The 18905-nt window shown below is 29.0% G+C and carries 19 protein-coding genes and 1 tRNA gene; 3 read left to right on the top strand and 17 right to left on the bottom strand.

Annotated elements, in window-relative coordinates; translation table 11 throughout:
• Positions 1-108: 108 nt before the first annotated feature.
• A tRNA-Thr gene (locus tag J5A73_RS00760) sits at positions 109-184 on the top strand.
• Between the two features lie 95 nt (positions 185-279).
• On the opposite strand, the gene thiD is transcribed toward J5A73_RS00760, so the two are convergent.
• The 15 genes from thiD to J5A73_RS00685 all read right to left on the bottom strand — a co-directional run bounded on the left by thiD (position 280) and on the right by J5A73_RS00685 (position 13685).
• Positions 280-1098 carry a bifunctional hydroxymethylpyrimidine kinase/phosphomethylpyrimidine kinase gene (thiD, locus tag J5A73_RS00755; RefSeq protein WP_211615761.1) on the bottom strand — a complete coding sequence of 273 codons (819 nt, stop codon included), beginning with the start codon at positions 1096-1098 and terminating at the stop codon, positions 280-282.
• 105 nt (positions 1099-1203) lie between these two features.
• The gene (gene metF, locus J5A73_RS00750) at positions 1204-2028 is read right to left on the bottom strand and encodes a methylenetetrahydrofolate reductase [NAD(P)H] (RefSeq protein ID WP_371813420.1); all 825 of its coding nucleotides are present in this window, start codon (positions 2026-2028) and stop codon (positions 1204-1206) included.
• 162 nt (positions 2029-2190) lie between these two features.
• Complete coding sequence (locus tag J5A73_RS00745; RefSeq protein WP_211615759.1) at positions 2191-3372, bottom strand: S1C family serine protease; 1182 nt, start codon at positions 3370-3372, stop codon at positions 2191-2193.
• Positions 3373-3713: 341 nt separating this feature from the next.
• A complete protein-coding gene (locus tag J5A73_RS00740) occupies positions 3714-4433 on the bottom strand; it encodes a YebC/PmpR family DNA-binding transcriptional regulator (protein WP_211615757.1) in 720 nt (239 codons plus the stop codon).
• A 124-nt stretch (positions 4434-4557) separates the two neighbouring features.
• Entirely contained in the window at positions 4558-5157 is a 600-nt protein-coding gene (locus tag J5A73_RS00735; protein ID WP_211615755.1) for a histidine phosphatase family protein, read from the bottom strand.
• 16 nt (positions 5158-5173) lie between these two features.
• On the bottom strand, positions 5174-5920 hold the full coding sequence (cobS, locus tag J5A73_RS00730; protein ID WP_211615753.1) for an adenosylcobinamide-GDP ribazoletransferase: 747 nt from the start codon (positions 5918-5920) through the stop codon (positions 5174-5176).
• Between the two features lie 56 nt (positions 5921-5976).
• On the bottom strand, positions 5977-6606 hold the full coding sequence (gene ruvA, locus J5A73_RS00725) for a Holliday junction branch migration protein RuvA (protein ID WP_211615751.1): 630 nt from the start codon (positions 6604-6606) through the stop codon (positions 5977-5979).
• 15 nt (positions 6607-6621) lie between these two features.
• Positions 6622-7410, bottom strand: coding sequence for a glutamate racemase (gene murI / locus J5A73_RS00720; RefSeq protein ID WP_211615749.1), 789 nt, complete (start codon positions 7408-7410; stop codon positions 6622-6624).
• A 79-nt stretch (positions 7411-7489) separates the two neighbouring features.
• Positions 7490-8680: a D-alanyl-D-alanine carboxypeptidase family protein gene (locus tag J5A73_RS00715; protein ID WP_249069317.1), complete on the bottom strand. Its 1191-nt coding sequence runs from the start codon at positions 8678-8680 to the stop codon at positions 7490-7492.
• Between the two features lie 253 nt (positions 8681-8933).
• Positions 8934-9698 (bottom strand): TatD family hydrolase, encoded by a 765-nt coding sequence (locus J5A73_RS00710; protein ID WP_211615745.1) that lies wholly within the window; start codon positions 9696-9698, stop codon positions 8934-8936.
• 78 nt (positions 9699-9776) lie between these two features.
• Positions 9777-10382 carry a hypothetical protein gene (locus tag J5A73_RS00705; RefSeq protein WP_211615743.1) on the bottom strand — a complete coding sequence of 202 codons (606 nt, stop codon included), beginning with the start codon at positions 10380-10382 and terminating at the stop codon, positions 9777-9779.
• Positions 10383-10412: 30 nt separating this feature from the next.
• Positions 10413-11093, bottom strand: coding sequence for a hypothetical protein (locus J5A73_RS00700; RefSeq protein WP_211615741.1), 681 nt, complete (start codon positions 11091-11093; stop codon positions 10413-10415).
• Positions 11094-11158: 65 nt separating this feature from the next.
• Complete coding sequence (locus tag J5A73_RS00695; RefSeq protein ID WP_211615739.1) at positions 11159-11701, bottom strand: hypothetical protein; 543 nt, start codon at positions 11699-11701, stop codon at positions 11159-11161.
• A 25-nt stretch (positions 11702-11726) separates the two neighbouring features.
• Positions 11727-13154, bottom strand: a complete 1428-nt coding sequence (locus J5A73_RS00690; protein ID WP_211615737.1) for a hypothetical protein — start codon at positions 13152-13154, stop codon at positions 11727-11729.
• A 51-nt stretch (positions 13155-13205) separates the two neighbouring features.
• On the bottom strand, positions 13206-13685 hold the full coding sequence (locus tag J5A73_RS00685; RefSeq protein WP_211615735.1) for an S-ribosylhomocysteine lyase: 480 nt from the start codon (positions 13683-13685) through the stop codon (positions 13206-13208).
• Positions 13686-13841: 156 nt separating this feature from the next.
• Between J5A73_RS00685 and J5A73_RS00680 the strand changes: the two genes are divergently transcribed.
• Both J5A73_RS00680 and J5A73_RS00675 read left to right on the top strand, forming a co-directional pair.
• On the top strand, positions 13842-14765 hold the full coding sequence (locus tag J5A73_RS00680; RefSeq protein ID WP_211615733.1) for a hypothetical protein: 924 nt from the start codon (positions 13842-13844) through the stop codon (positions 14763-14765).
• Between the two features lie 85 nt (positions 14766-14850).
• Entirely contained in the window at positions 14851-15306 is a 456-nt protein-coding gene (locus J5A73_RS00675; RefSeq protein WP_211615731.1) for a low molecular weight protein-tyrosine-phosphatase, read from the top strand.
• A gap of 113 nt (positions 15307-15419) precedes the next feature.
• On the opposite strand, the gene J5A73_RS00670 is transcribed toward J5A73_RS00675, so the two are convergent.
• Complete coding sequence (locus J5A73_RS00670) at positions 15420-17321, bottom strand: S8 family serine peptidase (protein ID WP_211615729.1); 1902 nt, start codon at positions 17319-17321, stop codon at positions 15420-15422.
• Positions 17322-17516: 195 nt separating this feature from the next.
• Positions 17517-18881 carry a PFL family protein gene (locus J5A73_RS00665; protein WP_211615727.1) on the bottom strand — a complete coding sequence of 455 codons (1365 nt, stop codon included), beginning with the start codon at positions 18879-18881 and terminating at the stop codon, positions 17517-17519.
• Positions 18882-18905: the final 24 nt, after the last annotated feature.

The raw sequence follows: 18905 nt of genomic DNA, 5'->3' as shown, positions 1-18905 counted from the left end.
AATTTCTTTTTTTTCATCAATTTTTTTCATAAAAAATCTCCTTAATTTATAAAATTTATTTAAAACTCTTGACAAAACAAAAAAAATTTTATATAATAGTTTTGTTATGCCGCTTTAGCTCATCTGGTAGAGCAACTGACTTGTAATCAGTAGGTGGTTGGTTCGAGTCCGACAAGCGGCACCATAAACTTTTTTAATAATCTATTTTGGGATTTTTCTAAAATAGTTTTTTTTTATCAAATTTTTTTAGAAAAGGGAGAAAAAATCTCCCTTTTTTAATTATTTTAATGCAAATTTTTTGTGATTTATTGGACCTGCAAAATTATTTAATGGAAATGAATCTTTAAGTGCATTTGAAATTAATTCTTTTGTTGTTTTCACAGCTTCTGAAACTGTTGCACCTTTTGCAATTTCTGCAGTAATTGAAGCTGAGAAAGTACATCCTGCGCCATGATTCCATTTTGTATCAATTTTTTTACTTTCAAAAAATTCAAAATCTTTTCCATCGTATAACAAATCCACTGAGTTTTCTCCAGCAAAAAAAGTCCGTCCTTTAATAACAACATTTTTTGCTCCTAATTCATGTATCTTTTTAGCAGCTTCTTTTGCTTCATCAACTGTTTTTATAGTTTCCATTCCAGCAAGTTGCGCCGCTTCAAATAAATTCGGTGTCACAACTGTCGCATAAGGCAAAAGATATTTTTTCATAGCTTCAACATTTTCAGGGAAAAGATTTTCTGCATTTCCTTCTCCTTCGCTATTCACTTTGCAAACCATTACTGGATCAATGACAATCGGTTTTTTGACATCTTTTAAAACAGAACCAACATATTCAATGATTTCCACTGTTGGAAGCATTCCTGTTTTTAGTGCATCTATTCCAATTCCCTTTATAACTGTGTCAACTTGTTCTTTTATCACAGAAAGTTCAACTGGAAAAACTTTGTGTGCCCAATTTTTTGGCTCCATTGCAACAATTACTGTAATTGCGCTCATTCCATAAACTCCTCTTTCTTGAAAAGTTTTAAGATCTGCTTGAATTCCTGCTCCACCACTTGTATCAGAACCTGCGATTGTAAGTACTTTTTTTAAAGACATATTTTTACCTCCTATATTATACAAAACAAATATTTTTATATACAAATATACATTTAGATTTTACACCTAATAAATACAAAAGTCAAGCGACTTTATTTCAAATTCTTATCTCAAAAAATCAATATTTTTTATAATTTCTTTAGCATTTTCAGCCTTATTCATCGTATAAATATGAACGCCTTTTATTCCGTAAGCAAAAAGTTCGATAATTTGCTCACTTGCATACATAATTCCAGCTTTTCTCATTGAATCTGGATTATCTCCATATTTTTCAATTAATTTTTCCAATTTTTTCGGAACTGAGCATTTTGAAAGTTCTATTATTCTTTTAATTTGTTTTGCATTCGTAACTGGCATTATTCCAGCAATTAAAGGTACTTTTATATCAAGTTTTTCCGCATTTTCTCTAAATTTTACAAAAAGGTCGTTGTCAAAAAACATCTGTGAAACTAAAAAATCTGTTCCCGAGTCAACTTTATTTTTTAAATGAAACAAATCCACTAAATCATTGTTTTGATAGTGAGTTTCTGGATAAAACGCTGCACCAATTGAAAGGTCACTAAATTTTTCATTTTGTCTTAAGTCAAAAATCAACTCTGACGCATATTTGTAGTCACCTTTATCATATATTTCTTCAGTTTCTCCGACAGGAACATCTCCACGAAGTGCCAAAATATTGTCTATATTATTTTCTTTTACTTCCTTCAAAAAATTATTTATTTCACTTTTCTTACTTCCAACACAAGTCAAATGCGTCATAACTTCCGTTTTTAAATTATTTTTTATGTGTGACGCCATCTCTATTGTCCCAGATTTTGTCTTTCCACCTGCACCATAAGTTACGCTTATAAAGTCGGGATTATATTGAACCAGCTCCGCTGTCACATCTTTTAGTTTTTCTTCCGAAAAATTTTTGTTTGGCGGAAAAATTTCGAATGAAACCGTGTGTTCTTTTTTTCTAAAATATCTTTTATTTTCATAAATTTTTTACCTCCATTTTTACTTTTTTATAAGTTATTTTACTATAAAAATTGATTTTTGTATATAAAAAAATCCATTTAATAACGAATTATCAAATGAATTTTTTGTTTTTTATCTTCCAAATTGTTGTTCATATTGTTGTTGCTGCTGCTGTTGTCTTTGTTGCAAGATTTGCTGCTGCTGCAATGTACTTGGTATTTTTGCCAATGTAACTGCAATATTCATTTCTTTTCCATTTCTTGTCACAGTCAAATTAGTTTTTTGACCAACTTTTTTAGCTGCAATTTCTCCCACAAAAGCTCCTGCTGAATTTACTTCTTTTCCATCAACTGCTGTAACTACATCATTTTTAGCAAGTCCTGCTTGTGCCGCTGGACCATTTGCAACAGTTCCTGCAATATATACTCCATTTGACGATTTCAAATTCAACGCTTTTACTTTTTGCGCATCTAAATTATCCAAATAAATACCGATATATGGTTTTTCAAATTTTCCTGTGGCAATGATCGAATCTTTTACTCTCACAACTAAATTTGAAGGAATTGCAAATCCAAGTCCCACACTTCCACCGCTTTGTGAATAAATAGCTGTGTTAACTCCTATTACCCTTCCGCTTATGTCAATTAACGGACCTCCACTATTTCCTTGATTAATTGCGGCATCCGTTTGAATAAAGTTTTCAATTTGCTCAATTCCAAGTGAACTTCTTCCAGCTGCACTTACAATTCCAGCAGTCATTGAGTCATTTAGTCCCATTGGATTTCCAAAAGCGATTGACCATTGTCCAATTTGAACATCGTCTGAATTAGCAAATTCCAAAGGTTTAAATGTTTCGTTTGAATTTATCTTTAAAACGGCTATATCAACTTCTGGTGAAGTTCCCACAAGTTTGGTCTTATATTCTCTTCCGTCAGAAAATTTTACAAAAATTTCGTCCGCACCATCAATTACATGATTATTTGTCACAATGTAACCATCTTTAGAAACGACAAATCCTGAACCTAATGCTCCAGATTCCCTTGTTTCCTGTCCACCTGAATTTCCAAATAATAATGCTTCTAATGGATTATAAGTATTTACTTTCACAGTCTTTTTAGTTCTAATATTTACAATCGAGTCTTTTGCGCTGTTGTGAATACTAACAAATGCATCTTGTGTCTGAACCGCATTTTTAGTATATTTTGGTAATTCTTGCAAAGAAATTGATTTTTCTTGCGTATTTTTTTGGTCGCTTTCTGATGCACCACTTGTTTTACTTGATTTATCAGAACAGCTTAAAACAAATAACAGCATTGAAACTAATATTAAATATTTTTTTTGTTTTTCATTTTTATTCCTTCTTTCTTATTTTCTTAATTTTTTTACTTACTTAATTTTTTTTCTTTTTATTTTTCTTTTTTTTCTGAATCTTATGTAAACTACTCCCACTTGGAGAAAGTCTACGGCTTCTTGCTATCTTTTGTTAAAAAATTTTTATTTTTTTTATTTGAAAAGGATTTTAGCAAATTTTAATTAGATTGAACTTTGATAATTCTTGTTCTTAACTTTTTTGAATTTTTAAATAATTATTTTAATTTTTTCGAAAAAATAAAAAAAAGCGGAAAAAATTTGTCCGCCATATTTTATTAATTTTATTATAATTCTCCTGCATAATTATGATGAACTTTTTGCACATCATCATCATTTTCCAAGACTTCGATTAATTTTCTTAATTTTTGTAAATCGTCATCTGCTAAAGTTTCAACTTCAATTGATGGTAAATATTGAATATCAGCTTCTAACAATGTGTATCCAGCTTCTCTAAGCGCATCTGCCACTTCATCAAAAGAACTTGGATCAGTTGTGATGTAAAAACTATCGTCTAAAGTTTCCATATCTTCCATTCCTGCGTTTAGTGCAACTTCCATCAATGCTTCTTCATCAATATCGTCAGTTTTTTCAATTATAATTTCACCTTTTCTTCCAAACATATACGAAACTGAACCAGAAACTCCAAGTTTTCCGCCATTTCTATCAAAAGCGTGTTTTACAGATGAAGCAGTTCTATTTTTGTTGTCAGTTAATGTTTCCACAATAATTGCAACTCCTGCAGGTCCGTATCCTTCATAATTTAATGTTTCAAAAGCTGTCGAACCATCTGTTCCCGCACCTTTTTTAATTGCTCTGTTAATGTTATCATTAGGCATATTAATTGCTTTTGCTTTTTCAATTGCGTGTTTTAGTGCCACATTAAATTCTGGATTATCTCCACCTCTTGCTGCAACTGTTATAAGTCTTACAAGTTTTGTAAACGATGCAGCTCTTTTTTTATCTTGCGCTTCTTTACGACCAGCTATTGTACCATGTCTTCCCATTATTTCCTCCTATTTTTCATTTAATCTAAAATTTTTAAATAATATTTGCTTCAACAAAATTAATATATATATACTAACACAAGCACTTTTAAAAGTCAATAATTTATGTTTTTATAAAAATATTTTATCTGTTTATATAATTAAAATAAACAAAATTATCTTCTGTTACTGTCATTTTTGTAATGCTTCCATTATCAACTTTAAAATTCCAGTAAAAATCCAAATTTTTTGTGAGATAATAACTAATTAGCGACTGAATTACACCGCCATGAACAACTACTAGAATTTTTTTATCTTGATAATTTTTTATAATCTCTTCTATTTTTTTAACAATTCTATTTTGCAGCTCAAATACGCTCTCACCATTTTTAACCTTAAAATATTTCCAATTATTTTCAATTTGCTCGATATAATGAGGATTTTCATCTTCAATTTCTTTATAAGTCTTCCCTTCTAAAATTCCAAAATTAATTTCTCTCAATTCTTTTGTAAAATTTCTTTTAACTTTATCTGAAATTTCAAGTATTTCAAGACTTTGTCGACATCGTCTCAAGTCGCTACAAAAAACAACATCTATTTTTTCTTCAAATTTCTGCAACTTCAATTTTGTCTTATTTAACTGATCAATCCCAGTTTGATTAATATCTGGATCAAGATGTCCATAAAATAATCTATTTTTATTATGGTCTGTTTCTCCATGCCGAATAAATAATAACTCCGTCATCGTTTTTCCCCTCTTCTCACTTCAAAAAAATTGCTAAAAATAACACAAAAATTGCCGTCAATTCAAGCGACGCACCCATCGTGTCACCAGTCACGCCGTCAATTTTCTTTTTTACAAACTGCATAAATAAAATTATAAATGCAAAAGCTCCTAAAAATAGCTCAAATCCTTTAAAACTAAGTATTATAATGGATAAAGCTGCTGCTAAAATTATCGAAAAGATTCCTTCAAAAGTGGAATTTTGTAAAATTATAAAATTGCTCATCCCATTTTTTCTGGCATAATCTGAAAAAGCAGCATTTACTGGAGTAGCAAGTCTTGCTAAAATTGGATAAATCATCAAATATTTTAAATTTATTGAAAAAATTTCTGAAATAAATAAAATTTTTGCAATAAAATATAAAACTAAAATTATCGCTCCATTTGTCCCAATTCTCGAATCTTTCATTATTTCAAGCATCTTTTCTTTTTCTCTATAACTAAAAAGCCCGTCAAATGTATCACAAAGCCCATCAATATGAATTATTCCAACTACCATTAATTCTATAACTATAACAATCAAAGCATTTATCAAATTATTTTTTGAAAATTTTACCAAAATTATGCTCGAATAATATAAAATAAGTCCAATTGCCAATCCTACAAGCGGAAAAAATTTTATTGATTTTCCAAGTTTTTTTGGATCGTAGTTGACTTTTATGGGAATTGGGATTCTTGTCATAAATTTTGTTAAAATGACAAGTTGCTCAAAAATATTTTTCATTTTATATTCTCATTTCTATTTTTTATTATTTTTATATTTACTTTTTTATTTATTTTTTATTTTCTTTTTTTACTTTGAATTTTTTGCAGCACAATTTTTATTACTTCACTTATGTCACTAATTTCACAAAGTTCTTCGTCTGTTATCCACTTTGAAACATCTTCATTCTGATAGCCAAGCGAATCAAGCGCTAACTTCAAATCTTCTTTTAAATTCAGAATTTCACTATTAAAATTAATTTGAGAATTTTTATTTTTTTCTTCAAAACTTTCTGAAATATTCAATTTTTTCACTTTATCTTTTAAGTCCAAAATAATTTTTTGTGCCTTTTTTAACCCAAGACCTGGGACTTTTGTAAATATTTTTGTTTCATCAATCGACACAATTTCTATCACTTCTTGCACTTCAAAAGTTGACAGTATCGCAATCGCAAGTTTCGGACCGACGCCACTTATCGTAATTAATTCTCTAAATAATTCTCTTTCATTTTGTGTCTTAAATCCATAAAAAGAAATATCATCTTCCTTCACATTTGTAAAAATATAAAGTTTTTCATCTTTTCCAATTTCGTTTAATTTTTCAAAAGTTTTAAGAGAAATATAAATTTTATAAGCCAGTCCGTTTATGTCAATTGCCACATAATCTATTTTTTTTATGGCAAGTTTTCCAAAAATATATTCGAACATATTTTCCCCTTCGTTTTAAAGTTTTACCAACTCAACTTTTTCAATATTTTCATCCAAAAACATAATTCCAATTTCTTTAAATTTATCTTTCCCATCGGTTACATAATATTTAACTTCTCTATTTTTTGTTGCATCATTTTTTAATAAATTTTTCTCCTCCAAAATTTCTTTTAAATCAAGTGCAGTTTCTCTCGCAGGATCAACGATATTTAAATCAGTATAAATTTTTCCAATCGCACTTTTTAGCAGCGGATAATGAGTACATCCTAAAATAAGCGTATCAATCCCTTTTTCAAAATCATCTAAGTATGTTTTTATAATCTGATCGACAAGTTTTCCGTCCAAAATTCCTTCTTCCACCGCAGGAACAAATAATGGACAAGCCTTTTCAATAACCTTTATATTTTTTTTACTCAATTTTTTTATTTCTTCTTCATATCTTTTAGAATTCACAGTTGCCTTCGTTCCAATAACTCCGATATTTCCAGATTTTGTCGTATTTATCGCAGTTTTTGCTCCAGCTTTTATAACTCCAACTATTGGTATTTTAAATGTTTTCTTTAATTCTTCCAAAGCCAATGCTGTAGCTGTATTACAAGCAACTACAATCGCACTAACTTCTTTGTCCAGCAAAAATTCCACAATTTCTTTTGAATATCTAGTTATCAGCTCTTTCGTTTTTTCTCCATACGGAACTCTCGCCGTATCTCCAAAATAAAATATTTTTTCATTTGGTAAAACTTTTCTAATTTCTTTCAAAACGGTAAGTCCACCAATTCCAGAATCAAATACTCCAATTGACATTTATTTTTTCTCCTTATTTTATTTTTTTTGTAAAATAGAAAATTGAGCTGCAGACACAGCTCATAAATTTTTTATTTTTTTATTTCATTATCAGATTACCTCTAAAAGTTTGCACACCATCTGTCGCAGTATAAGTTCCAACAACTTGACCTCTACTATCTCTAGAAATACCAGGATTTAATGTTATGCTATATTTCAAATATGGTTTTTTATCCGCTTCAATTTCTATATCTTCTGTCGGATACAAATTAAATTTGTCATTTCCAATTTTTACTATCGCAACCACATCATTTTTATTAACCGCTTTTACTTTTTTCGCTCCATCATTATTTTTTCCAAATAATGAGTTGAAAAATTGAGAAACTTTATTTCCTTTGTTTTGCGAATTATTATTATTGTTGTTATTTTCATTGTTTATATTATTTGTATTTGCATTTTGCGCATAATTATTTTGACCATATCCGTTTGCATAATACTCATTAATTTCTCTAGCTCCAATTGCATTTCTATCTTTAGCATGAGCAGAACCTAAAATTACGGTAATCATTCTATTTCCGTCACGAATTGCTGTAAGTACAATATTTGACCCAGCTGCGTCGTGATAACCTGTCTTTAATCCATCAACTCCAATGACATTTCCCAAAAGAGTGTTTGTTGAAGAAACTTTTGTATTTCCATTGTCGATGTAATCCACTTTATTTTTTGAGAAATTCAAGTAGTCGCTGTAATCTTTTACTACAATTTGCGCCAATTTATATAAATCTTTGGCATTTCCCTGATCCATGCAAGAACCCGTATAACTAGGTGGCAATCCATTTGGAGAGCAATATCTTAATGAATACAACCCAAATTGTTGTGCTTTTTGATTCATCATATTTACAAAATTTGGAATATTTCCTCCAACAAATTCTCCTAGTGCATAAGCTGCATTATTTGATGATTTTATAATTGTCGCTTTCAATAAATCTCTTACTGTATACTGTTTTCCCGCAACTAAAGTCACCCCATAAGGAACTTTTGCCGCTTTTGCCGAAACCGTAACTTTAGTGTCATAAGAAATCTGTCCACTTTTTATTTTATCCATTGTCAAAATGACAGTCATAATTTTTGTTACAGATGCTAGTGGTCTAACTGTGCTACTATTGTCCTCTTTAATTATATTTCCATTTATATCTCCCACCAAAAGTGCCTTGTAGTCAGAATAATCTTCCGCAATAGCCATCGAAGATACTCCAAAAAATAATATTGAAAACAATATTTTTTTCTTCATTTTCATTCTTTTAATTTTCCTCTTTTCAATTTTTACTTTTAGTAAACTTATTTTATATTTTTTATATTTTTTACAAATTTTTGCAATTTTTTTATAACTTTTTATAACTTTTAAAATTCACTTTAGAAAAAATTTTATAAAAAAATAAAATTATTGAATAAGTTCATTACTAACATTCAATACTAACATATAAATATTAGTTTTTTATTTGATTAATCAGAATATATTTTTTTATATTCGATTTTTTTTATATTTATTTTATCCCATAAATTTTCTTCGCATTTTCCGTAGTTACTCTTATAACTTCTTCCACTGAAATTTCCTTAATTCTAGCAATTTCTTGTGCCACATATTTTGTATAAATCGGCTCATTTCTTTTCCCTCTAAAAGGAACTGGCGTCAAATATGGACAATCTGTTTCTAGGACAATCTTTTCCAAAGGAAGTTCTCTCACAAGTTCTTTCGTCTTTTTATTATTCTTGAATGTCAAAGTTCCGCCAATTCCGATATAATATCTATCTAAAAGTGGTTTTGCCGCCTCAAGCGATCCTGGATAACAATGCAAAATCCCACCAACATTCGGATATTCCTTCAAAACATTAATCGTATCCTGCAACGCTTCCCTCGTATGAATCACAACAGGCTTTTTCACTCTTTCAGCAAGTTCCATCTGCTTTCTAAATCCAGCAATCTGAACATCCTTCGGATCTTCCATCCAGTGATAATCCAGTCCGATTTCCCCAATCGCAACAACCTTTTCCTCATTCAAAGCCAATCGCTCCAACTCTTTTTCCACTTCATCATTATACTTCTTAATATCCACAGGATGAACTCCAATCACCGCATAAATAAACGGATATTTATTCGCAAGAGCCACACTCGTAAGCGAAGTTTCCAAATCACACCCAATAACAACAGCACTTTCCAATTGCTCCTCAATCCGTTCCACAACTTCATCAAAATCTTCTGCAAATTGCTCGTCGTAAATGTGTGTATGTGTGTCTATTATTTTTGCCATTTCAATCCTTCCTTTGTTACAAAAAATTTTTAATTTTTATGTTAAAAAATTCCAATCTTATTAATTTTCTAAAATTTTCTATTTTAAATTATTCATTATAATATTCCATTTTCCATTAATTTTTGTCGCTTCAACAGTTCCTTCTTTTTCATCAAATTCTTTTATATCCTTAATTTTATCTGAAACCGTTTTTGATATTATATCTATCAAAGTTGGCATCCATTTCTTTTGAAAATCTTCCCCTGAAACATTTGACAAATATTTTATTGATTTTCCAGTTTTTTGCTCAAATGTTTTATTTATTTTTTCTTGGTCTTCAACTTCCAAAAGAGAGTTAAAATTTAATTTAGGTGCTTTTAAAACAAATTTTAAATCTGCACTTGAACTAGAATTATAATTTATCTCCTTAATACGATATTCCATATTTCTCATATATTCTTTCAAAATTTCGCCAAAAAATCTTGCTCCTAATTCATCTTTTTGTTCTGCAATCTGATTGTCAACCTCTTTTATTCCTTCAAGAGTATCTCGTTTTGTATTTTCCAAAAAAACTTTTTCAATTTCCAAATTGTTCTTTTCAATTTCTGACTGCTGAATTTTCACATTAGGCTTAACTTCAACCTTGTAATTTTCTGAAAATCCAAGACTTGCTGTTAGTAAAAATAACATTAACATCTTCTTCATTTACTCATACCTCATCCTCATTTATTCAAATTATTTTCCAAAATTTTCAAACAAAGAATCAAAAATATCATTTTCTAATGTTTCTTCATTTTTATATTCCCATTCTTTTTTCTTTCTTTCCAAAATCATTTTCGTTTTTTCATTCATATATTCAAATTGGTTATTATCCAATCTTTTTAGCATTTCATTTTGAGATTCAGATAAAATTATTACATTTGCTTTCAGTCTTTCTTCATCGGATAATTTTTGAATTTTTTCTTTATCCAATTTATATCCCAATTCTTTCGAAACTTTATCTTCTAGCATTTTATTAAATTCTTCAGAAAACATAATTTTAAAAATATTCGGTAATTTTTCTGTATAAATTATTTCTACTTTATTTTTTGAAATAAAATTAATTTTTTCAATTTTATAAATTGTTTTTTCATAAACTTTGTTATTCATCAAAACATTAGGTACATTCACTTTAAAATTTTTTTCACCAGTTTCCAAATTAGTATTTTCCGAATATCCTATACCCTTATTTTTACTTTCTATCCTATCTGAAATTTCTTTATCAAAAATTTCAACAATTTTTTCACTTTGATTTTTCATTTCTTCTTCCGATATTTTTAAACTCTTATTTTTTACAATTTTTAAATTTTCTTTTTTTAATTCAAATGAAAAATTTAATGAAAAAACAACTAAAAATAAAATCAATATTTTTTTCATAAATCTCCTTTTCTATTTTAAATTTTTTGAAAAAATCTAAAAAATTATAACTTTTAAATTTAATTTTATTCAACTTCAATTCCACTTTCTCTAAATTCATCTAGCAATTCCTCATCACAACAAGAGATAAAAATTACTTTTTTCAAATTTTTCAATTTTTCAAATCCTTTTACACTTTTTATTTCAAATAATTCATCTTCTCCATCCCAATTTGGACAAAGAATACCATAAATTTCAAGTCCACCACCAATACAAATTTCATCTACTTTTTCTAAATCTTCTTCTGTCAATTTTACATTTTCTAAAAATTTCAAAATTGGTTCAATTATAACAGGATTAATAAAATTTCCAATTTCAAAAACATAATCATCATATTTTTCTTCTAATTTTTCAGTAAATTCTTTAAATTCATCAACAAAACTCGCATTTTTCCCAAGTAAACTTTCCAAAACAACTAATTTAAACCTAAAATCCTCAAACATTCCACTTTTATCAACCATTTTATAATCATCGGGATAAAATTCTCCAAAATCCTCTTCTTCAAATTCATCCATTTCTGATTTTCTCAAAAATTCTTCGATATTTTCTTCTTTTAAAATGTAAGGCATTTTTCCTCCTTGTTAATTTAGATACTTAAATTTTACTTTTATAACTTTCAATCAGCTTTTGATATTCATTAACAACCCACTCACCAAATCCCAAATGAATTGCATCGCTTATCCCATAATCTTTTATCTCTGATTTTTGAAAATACAACTTCCCGTCTGGACAATATTTTTCATGATATACTTGTACAGAGGTAGTCGTGTATGTTATAACTTCTCCATCTATAACTTTTCGTTCTAATGTATCAAAATCCAGTAGCGGCAATATATACCAATTATTTTCATAATCATAAACCCATAAAATATCTTTTTCCGTTTTTAGTTTATATGGTGAATGCGTATTAAAAAACCTATCCTTATTACTTATAATTTCAACATCATAACCCAATCCTATCATTTTCTTTAATAATTCTTCTGATATACTAAATCCAAGGTCATCATCATCACATTCTCTAGGAATATAAACTATATCGAAAATATTATTTTCTATTTTTTTAAAAACAGGTGGGAATACATTTTTATGCTCTATTTTAGGCATTATCCTAAATTCTGGCAATTTTTCCCATTTTTCATCACTAAGCTCTATATTTAGAATAAATATTTTTTGCTTTCGGCTTTTCATAAACTCACATTTTTTCCAAGAATTCACTGTATCTCTAAAATATATTTCAGGATAACTTTCCAAAGGATGCATATTTGAATCATTTTTAGTAATATAAATATCCATTTCATCATCTAAAAATTGCATTTTATTATTTGTAATTGGATATTTATCAACTAATATTTCAATTTCATAATTTTCAGCTATATCTAATAATTCCTTTTTCAATAAAGGAGATATATTTTTCAAAAATTCATTATATTGAATTTTATCATACAAAGGTTCTATTTTTAATTTTTCCAAAAAAATATCACAATACAGTGCTTCTTCTGTATCCAAATAATAATCTTTAATGTATGAAGTTTTTATATTTTCATATATAATTAATTTCCATTTATTTTCAACTTTCAATTTTTCCATTTTTAAATTTATATTTTCAAAATCCAGTAATGAAACATAAAAATCTAATTTCCCAATTTTTATCCATCTACTTAACAAATATTCTGCTCTTTCTTTTATACTATCAAAAGAAAAATAATCTCCTATTATTTTATCAATTACTCCATTTGGAAATAACTTTTCATGAAAAATTTTTATAATATAATCATAACAATTTCCTGATTTTTTTGAGCTAACTAAAAAATAATATCCTGTTAAATTTTCATAAACATATTCAAGTCCATTAATCTTTTTTATTTCTGCACTTTTTCCATTTTTCTGCATTAATTCTAAAAAAATAACTGCTAAACTAATTTTTTCCAAACTATTTTTTTCTAAACTCACGAATTGCTTCAATTTAATTAGAAAATCCAATTTATCTGGTAAAGTTTTTTCAAATGTATTTAGTTCTTCCATCCTTTTACCACCTTATTTTTAAATACTTCTTAAAGATGCTCATAATATTTTCTATCTAGGATAAACCAAATTCGCTTCCGTCAAATTCTCCAAAGTTTCTTCCAAAAATTTTTTCGACTCAAAATTAGCCATTGCCAAGTTTTGATCTAAATAGTTTCCACATTCAATTGCAGTTGCTCCTGGGATTTCGCCTTTAAATTCTGCCATAAATTTGTAAAGTTCTTTCATTAAGTCAATGATGTCCTTTGATTCTAATTTTCCTTTCAAAATTACATAAAATCCTGTTCTGCAACCCATTGGTCCAAAATATACAACTTCATCTTTCCAAGTTGGATGATTTCTTAAAAATGTTGCTCCTAAATGTTCGATTGTATGAAGTTCTGCAATATTTATAACTGGTTCTCTATTTGGCAGCTTCATTCTCACATCAAAAGTTGTGATGTAATTTCCGTTAATTTCGTCAATTCTTGATACATAAATTCCTCTATTTAATTTTTTATGATCTACTGTAAAACTTGCTATTCTTTCCATTTTTTTCTCCTTTTAATCTTTTTTCTTATCAAAATAATATCACAAAAATTTAGAAATTTGAAGTCATTTGTAAAATTAATTGAATTAAGTTTCATAATTTTTTCACTTTATAAAATCCTGAAAATATGATAAAATTACTAAAAAAGGAGGAATTTCATGAAAACTGTTATTTTACTTGGAGCACTAATAGCTTCCTTGACATCTTTTGGATTTTTTAAAAAATCGCCAAAAGCAAAAAATGAAAATGTGAAAAAAGTTATTAAAAAGGCAGATAACTTAAATCAAAATAAAAATATAACTAAAAATATTAATATTAATGAAGATAAAAATAAAAACTCTCAAAATTTAAGTGAAAGACCAAAATTGTCGATTTCAAAAGAAGAACTTAACCGTGTGGCTAAAAGAATTTTTCAAAATGAAGCCGCTGGGAAAAAGAATGACTTGGTTGTTTGGAATAGCGGAGAGAATTTCCCGTCACTTGGAATAGGACATTTTATTTGGTATAAAAAGAATGAAAAAGGTAAATTTGAAGAAAGTTTTCCGCCACTTGTGGAATTTTATAAATCTAAAAATATTGAATTGCCAAAAATTATTAAAGATAACAAATTTGCACCTTGGAAAAGCCGAGAAGAGTTTTTGAAATTAAAACAAAATAATAATCCAGAAATTACCGAACTGATTAATTTTCTTTACAACACGCAGGATACACAAATTGAATTTATTTTCAACCGTCTGGAAGATTCGCTGGAAAAAATGTTAAAAGTTGCAAAAAATAAAGAAAATGTTAAAAAGCAATTTTACCGTGTTGCAAACTCGCCAAATGGCTTATATCCATTAATTGACTATGTAAATTTCAAAGGTGAGGGAATTTCGCCATCAGAAACTTACAATGGACAAGGCTGGGGACTGCTGCAAGTTTTGGAAAATATGAAGGGTTCTCAAACTGGAAAAGCGGCACTTGAAGAATTTAGCCAGTCGGCAAAATCTGTGCTTGAGAGAAGAGTAAAAAATTCTGGCGCTAAAAATGAGCAAAGATGGCTTAGAGGCTGGTTGAACCGTTGCGAAACCTACAACAATTAATTTTATTTTTTATTTTTAAAATTTATGATTTTAAAACGGAAAATTTAATTTATGAAAAATAAAAATAAAATCAAAAGGAGAAAAAATGAAAAAAGTATTATTTGTCTGCCTTGGAAATATATGCCGTTCTCCAATGGCTGAGGCTGTCTTTAAAAAAATGGTTGCAGATGAGAATTTGCAAGATAAAATTATAATTGACTCTGCGGCAACAAGTTCTTGGGAACACGGAAATCCTGTTCATCACGGAACTCGTGAAAGATTGAAAAAAGAGGGAATTTCAACTGCTGGAATGTACTCTCGAACCCTTGAAGACTCAGATTTGGATTCCGATTATATCATTGGAATGGATGAAAATAATATAAAAGATATCAATTCATTTATAAATGGAAGAAAAGCAGGAGAAGTTAAAAGACTTTTGGAATATGCGAATGAAAGCCGTGATATTGCCGATCCTTGGTTTACAGGGGATTTTGAGCAGACATTTGCTGATGTCACAAAAGGCTGTCAGGCTTTGATGAAAAAATTGAAAGAAGAAATTTAATTATTTTATGGCAAGGGGTAAAAACCCCTTGTTAATTTAGAATTTATAATAAATCTTTTTTTTTTATAAAAACTTTTTTATAAAAAATAGTATTAATTTATTAATCTATTATTTTATTTTTCATTCATATATTTATAAAATTCATAAGTATCAGTAAAATCCCATTTTCCAGTTAATTTATAAGAATAATCATGTGCATAAACTTGATTTTTCCCTCCAAAAAATTCATCTTTAGGCATTTTTCCAAAATTATAATTGCTTTTTATGTGATAATAATGCTTATTTAAAAACTTATTATATTTATCATAGTCTTTAAAATTATTAGTTTCAATTTTGTTGCTTTGAGTAAAATAAAAAAGTTTTGGAATATCAATCACTTTTTTCTTATTTACTTCAATATCTTCCCTATCTTCGTTCACAAGTGTATATTTAGCGCTTGGACATGCTTCAATTTTCCCGCTGGCAAGCACAACTTTATTTGCATTTCCACAAAGTTCAAGAGTAGCCCCTTCATAGACAACTATTGTACTGTCAGGTATATTTCCAGTAAGTTTTAGCGTCCCTTCCAAAACTTGAGTTTCTCCGCCATAAAGCAAATCTCCGGTTATGGTCAGTTTATGTTTCCCGGCTTTTCTAAGTCCTGGCACATATTTACTAGTTTCCTTGTAAAAGTTTTCTTCACTTGACAAATAATTTTGTATTGTCACTTTTCCTGTTATACTGTTGTCATCCTTATCCAAAGCCATAATATAAGTTGATGTTCCGCTTGGCTTGTCACTTAATCCACTGTCTATATCATTAGTCCAGACCCAGTCAGTTTCAGGTTCTGCCCAAAAATAAATATCATTGCTTTCTTTATTAAAAATTTTATCATACATCCCAGTATAAAATTTATTTTCTTCAATCAGCCCCGCATTCAAATTTGTCGGACCATTAAGCGCTTTTCTAATATCCACAATTCCCCAGCCCATCTGATTGTCAAGCCTGTCTTTTTCACGATAAGCCGTAGTCAAAAGAATTTCTTTAACCTGATGATAAGTCAGTCCCTTAAATTTATTCAAAATAATTGCCGCATATCCAGCCGTTCTAGGTGTTGCAAAACTTGTTCCAAATTTATTTGACTCATCTACTTTGCTATATATATTTCCAAGTGCTACTACTGTATTACCTCGTGCATATAATGCATCTGCTCCAACTTCATCATTCATTTGCGACATTGTACATCTATTTGAAAAATCTGATATTCTTTTACCTCTATAACTTTCATTTAGCAAAACAGAATTTGTCACATTTTTTTTCCCATAAACAAAACAATTTGCAGCATCTACCATTATTCTCTGACTTCTAAATAATTTTGCAACTTCATCACTATATAAAGAAAGTTTGGCAGTCGCATCATTAAGCAGTACTTCAGCATCAGATCCATTTTCCTTTTTTACAGCATTCGGAAGAGCAATTATCAATAAATTTCTGTCGTCTGTGTTTGTTGTTGCAACTCTTGGCATATAGTTATTTAAAAGTGTTTCATTTATTACATTTCCAAAATACCACGCATTGCTTGTAAGCATATATGGAGAGTAATACGATGTACTTGTACTGTATGAAAATATTCCTTCTAACATATTCCATTCATTTTCAGCGCCGTAGTTTACCACTTGACTCGCATCAAGTCCTGTCGTTTCAAGAAAAGTTTTCGTAACAAGTGTTGTATGGTCACCACCTTCCTGATCTTTTAATGGATGTTTTCCTATTTTTTCCCAATTTTTAGGAAGATATGTTCGTGGCATCTCGCCTCCAACTTCTTCTTCCCAATTATCATAACCTATTGTATTATCAGTTATGGCATAGTAAGTTTGACCTTTTTTATACTCATTTTTTTGATATTTTACAACATTTTCTTTTACATCGTAATCGGATACTTTTGTATTTTCATTAGTATAGATTAATTTTGCACCAAAAATATTCGTATTCAGAACTATACCAAAAAGTATTATTAAAAGTTTTACTTTTCTCACTTTTATCTCCTATTTTTTTATTTTTTATTCAAATAATTTTTTTTAAATTTTAACAAAAAGATAGCAAGAAGTCTCCAACTTCTATAATCAGAAGTAGTTCACTTAAAAATAAAAAGAGAAAATTATTTAAAAAATTTTCTCTTTTGATATTATCTTTTTAAATATTTAAATAATTTTTATATACAAATAAATAAATTAATTTTTTAAAGCTTGAATTGGAGGTGCAACTTTTCCACCACGGTTAATTAAAACTGAGCAATCTAAATTATTTATGTCAATTATGTCAGCTTCTCCCAAAAGTCCTCCAAACACGACTCTATCTCCGGCTTTTTTATTTGGAACTGGTATCAATCTTACTGCCGTAGTTTTACTATTTACCATTCCAATCGCCATTTCATCAGCTATTATTCCAGAAATAACAGCTTCTGTCGTATCTCCAGGAATTGCTATCATATCAAGTCCAACTGAACAAACACAAGTCATAGCTTCTAATTTTTCAAGATTTAAGTGTCCTTTACTTGTGGCTTCTATCATTCCCTGATCTTCACTTACTGGAATAAATGCTCCTGTCAATCCTCCAACACGAGTCGCAGCCATAGCTCCACCTTTTTTAACGGCATCATTTAAAATTGCAAGTGCCAAAGTTGTCCCATAAGCTCCAACAGCTTCCAAACCAAATTCTTCTAACACATTTCCCACACTATCTCCGACCGCTGGAGTTGGTGCAAGTGATAAATCTATTATTCCAAATTCAACGCTAAGTCTATTTGCAACTTCTCTTCCAACCAATTCTCCCATTCTTGTGATTTTAAAACTAACTTTTTTAATAGCTTCTGTAATTTCATCAATTTTAGCAGTTTTTGAAATGTTTGCAAGTGTGTGTCTTACAACTCCAGGTCCGCTTATTCCTACATTTAATACAATATCAGGATTTTCTACGCCGTGAAATGCTCCAGCCATAAAAGGATTGTCAGGCACAGCATTTGTAAATACAACAAATTTTGCAGCAGCTAAACCATCGCTTTCTTTTGAAAGATTTGCCAATTCTTTTACAGTTTTTCCCATCATTTTTACTGCATCTAAATTAATTCCTGATTTTGTTGAACCGACATTTACTGAAGAGCAAACACGGTCAGTTTGAGAAAGTGCAGCTGGAATACTTTCTATCAATCTCAAATCTCCTTTTGTAAACCCTTTATCAACAAGCGCTGAAAATCCACCAATAAAATCAATTCCAATTTCTTTTGCAGCTTTATCCAATGCTCTTGCAAAAATAGTGTAATCAGTCGCATCTGTAGCATTTCCAATTATTGCAATTGGTGTAACTGAAACTCTTTTATTTACAATTGGCACATTGTATTTACTAGCCACTTCATCTGCAATTTTTACCAAATCTTTTCCATTTTTTACAATTTTGTTGTAAATATTTTCAGCTGTTTTTTCAGCCGATGTTTCGATACAGTCTAACAGGCTGATTCCCATTGTAACTGTTCTCACATCAAGATTTTGCATCTCTATCATATCTATTGTTTCCAGTATTTCGTCTGGTAATAAATTCATATTTTCCTCCTAATTTTCTTTCTA

This window comes from Leptotrichia sp. oral taxon 218 (assembly GCF_018128225.1).
Classification (GTDB): domain Bacteria; phylum Fusobacteriota; class Fusobacteriia; order Fusobacteriales; family Leptotrichiaceae; genus Leptotrichia.
The sequence above is the reverse complement of the archived record's forward strand: the minus strand, read 5'-3'. Positions and strand labels throughout refer to the sequence as shown.

Coding starts and splice junctions, on each gene's coding strand:
- J5A73_RS00735 (WP_211615755.1), bottom strand. CDS start 5,157: ATGACGGAGTTATTATTTATTCGGCATGGAGAAACAGACCATAATAAA.
- murI (WP_211615749.1), bottom strand. CDS start 7,410: ATGTCAATTGGAGTATTTGATTCTGGAATTGGTGGACTTACCGTTTTG.
- J5A73_RS00710 (WP_211615745.1), bottom strand. CDS start 9,698: ATGGCAAAAATAATAGACACACATACACACATTTACGACGAGCAATTT.
- J5A73_RS00715 (WP_249069317.1), bottom strand. CDS start 8,680: ATGAAGAAAAAAATATTGTTTTCAATATTATTTTTTGGAGTATCTTCG.
- J5A73_RS00705 (WP_211615743.1), bottom strand. CDS start 10,382: ATGAAGAAGATGTTAATGTTATTTTTACTAACAGCAAGTCTTGGATTT.
- thiD (WP_211615761.1), bottom strand. CDS start 1,098: ATGTCTTTAAAAAAAGTACTTACAATCGCAGGTTCTGATACAAGTGGT.
- J5A73_RS00695 (WP_211615739.1), bottom strand. CDS start 11,701: ATGCCTTACATTTTAAAAGAAGAAAATATCGAAGAATTTTTGAGAAAA.
- ruvA (WP_211615751.1), bottom strand. CDS start 6,606: ATGTTCGAATATATTTTTGGAAAACTTGCCATAAAAAAAATAGATTAT.
- J5A73_RS00700 (WP_211615741.1), bottom strand. CDS start 11,093: ATGAAAAAAATATTGATTTTATTTTTAGTTGTTTTTTCATTAAATTTT.
- J5A73_RS00740 (WP_211615757.1), bottom strand. CDS start 4,433: ATGGGAAGACATGGTACAATAGCTGGTCGTAAAGAAGCGCAAGATAAA.
- J5A73_RS00675 (WP_211615731.1), top strand. CDS start 14,851: ATGAAAAAAGTATTATTTGTCTGCCTTGGAAATATATGCCGTTCTCCA.
- J5A73_RS00665 (WP_211615727.1), bottom strand. CDS start 18,881: ATGAATTTATTACCAGACGAAATACTGGAAACAATAGATATGATAGAG.
- J5A73_RS00690 (WP_211615737.1), bottom strand. CDS start 13,154: ATGGAAGAACTAAATACATTTGAAAAAACTTTACCAGATAAATTGGAT.
- J5A73_RS00685 (WP_211615735.1), bottom strand. CDS start 13,685: ATGGAAAGAATAGCAAGTTTTACAGTAGATCATAAAAAATTAAATAGA.
- cobS (WP_211615753.1), bottom strand. CDS start 5,920: ATGAAAAATATTTTTGAGCAACTTGTCATTTTAACAAAATTTATGACA.
- J5A73_RS00680 (WP_211615733.1), top strand. CDS start 13,842: ATGAAAACTGTTATTTTACTTGGAGCACTAATAGCTTCCTTGACATCT.
- J5A73_RS00745 (WP_211615759.1), bottom strand. CDS start 3,372: ATGCTGTTATTTGTTTTAAGCTGTTCTGATAAATCAAGTAAAACAAGT.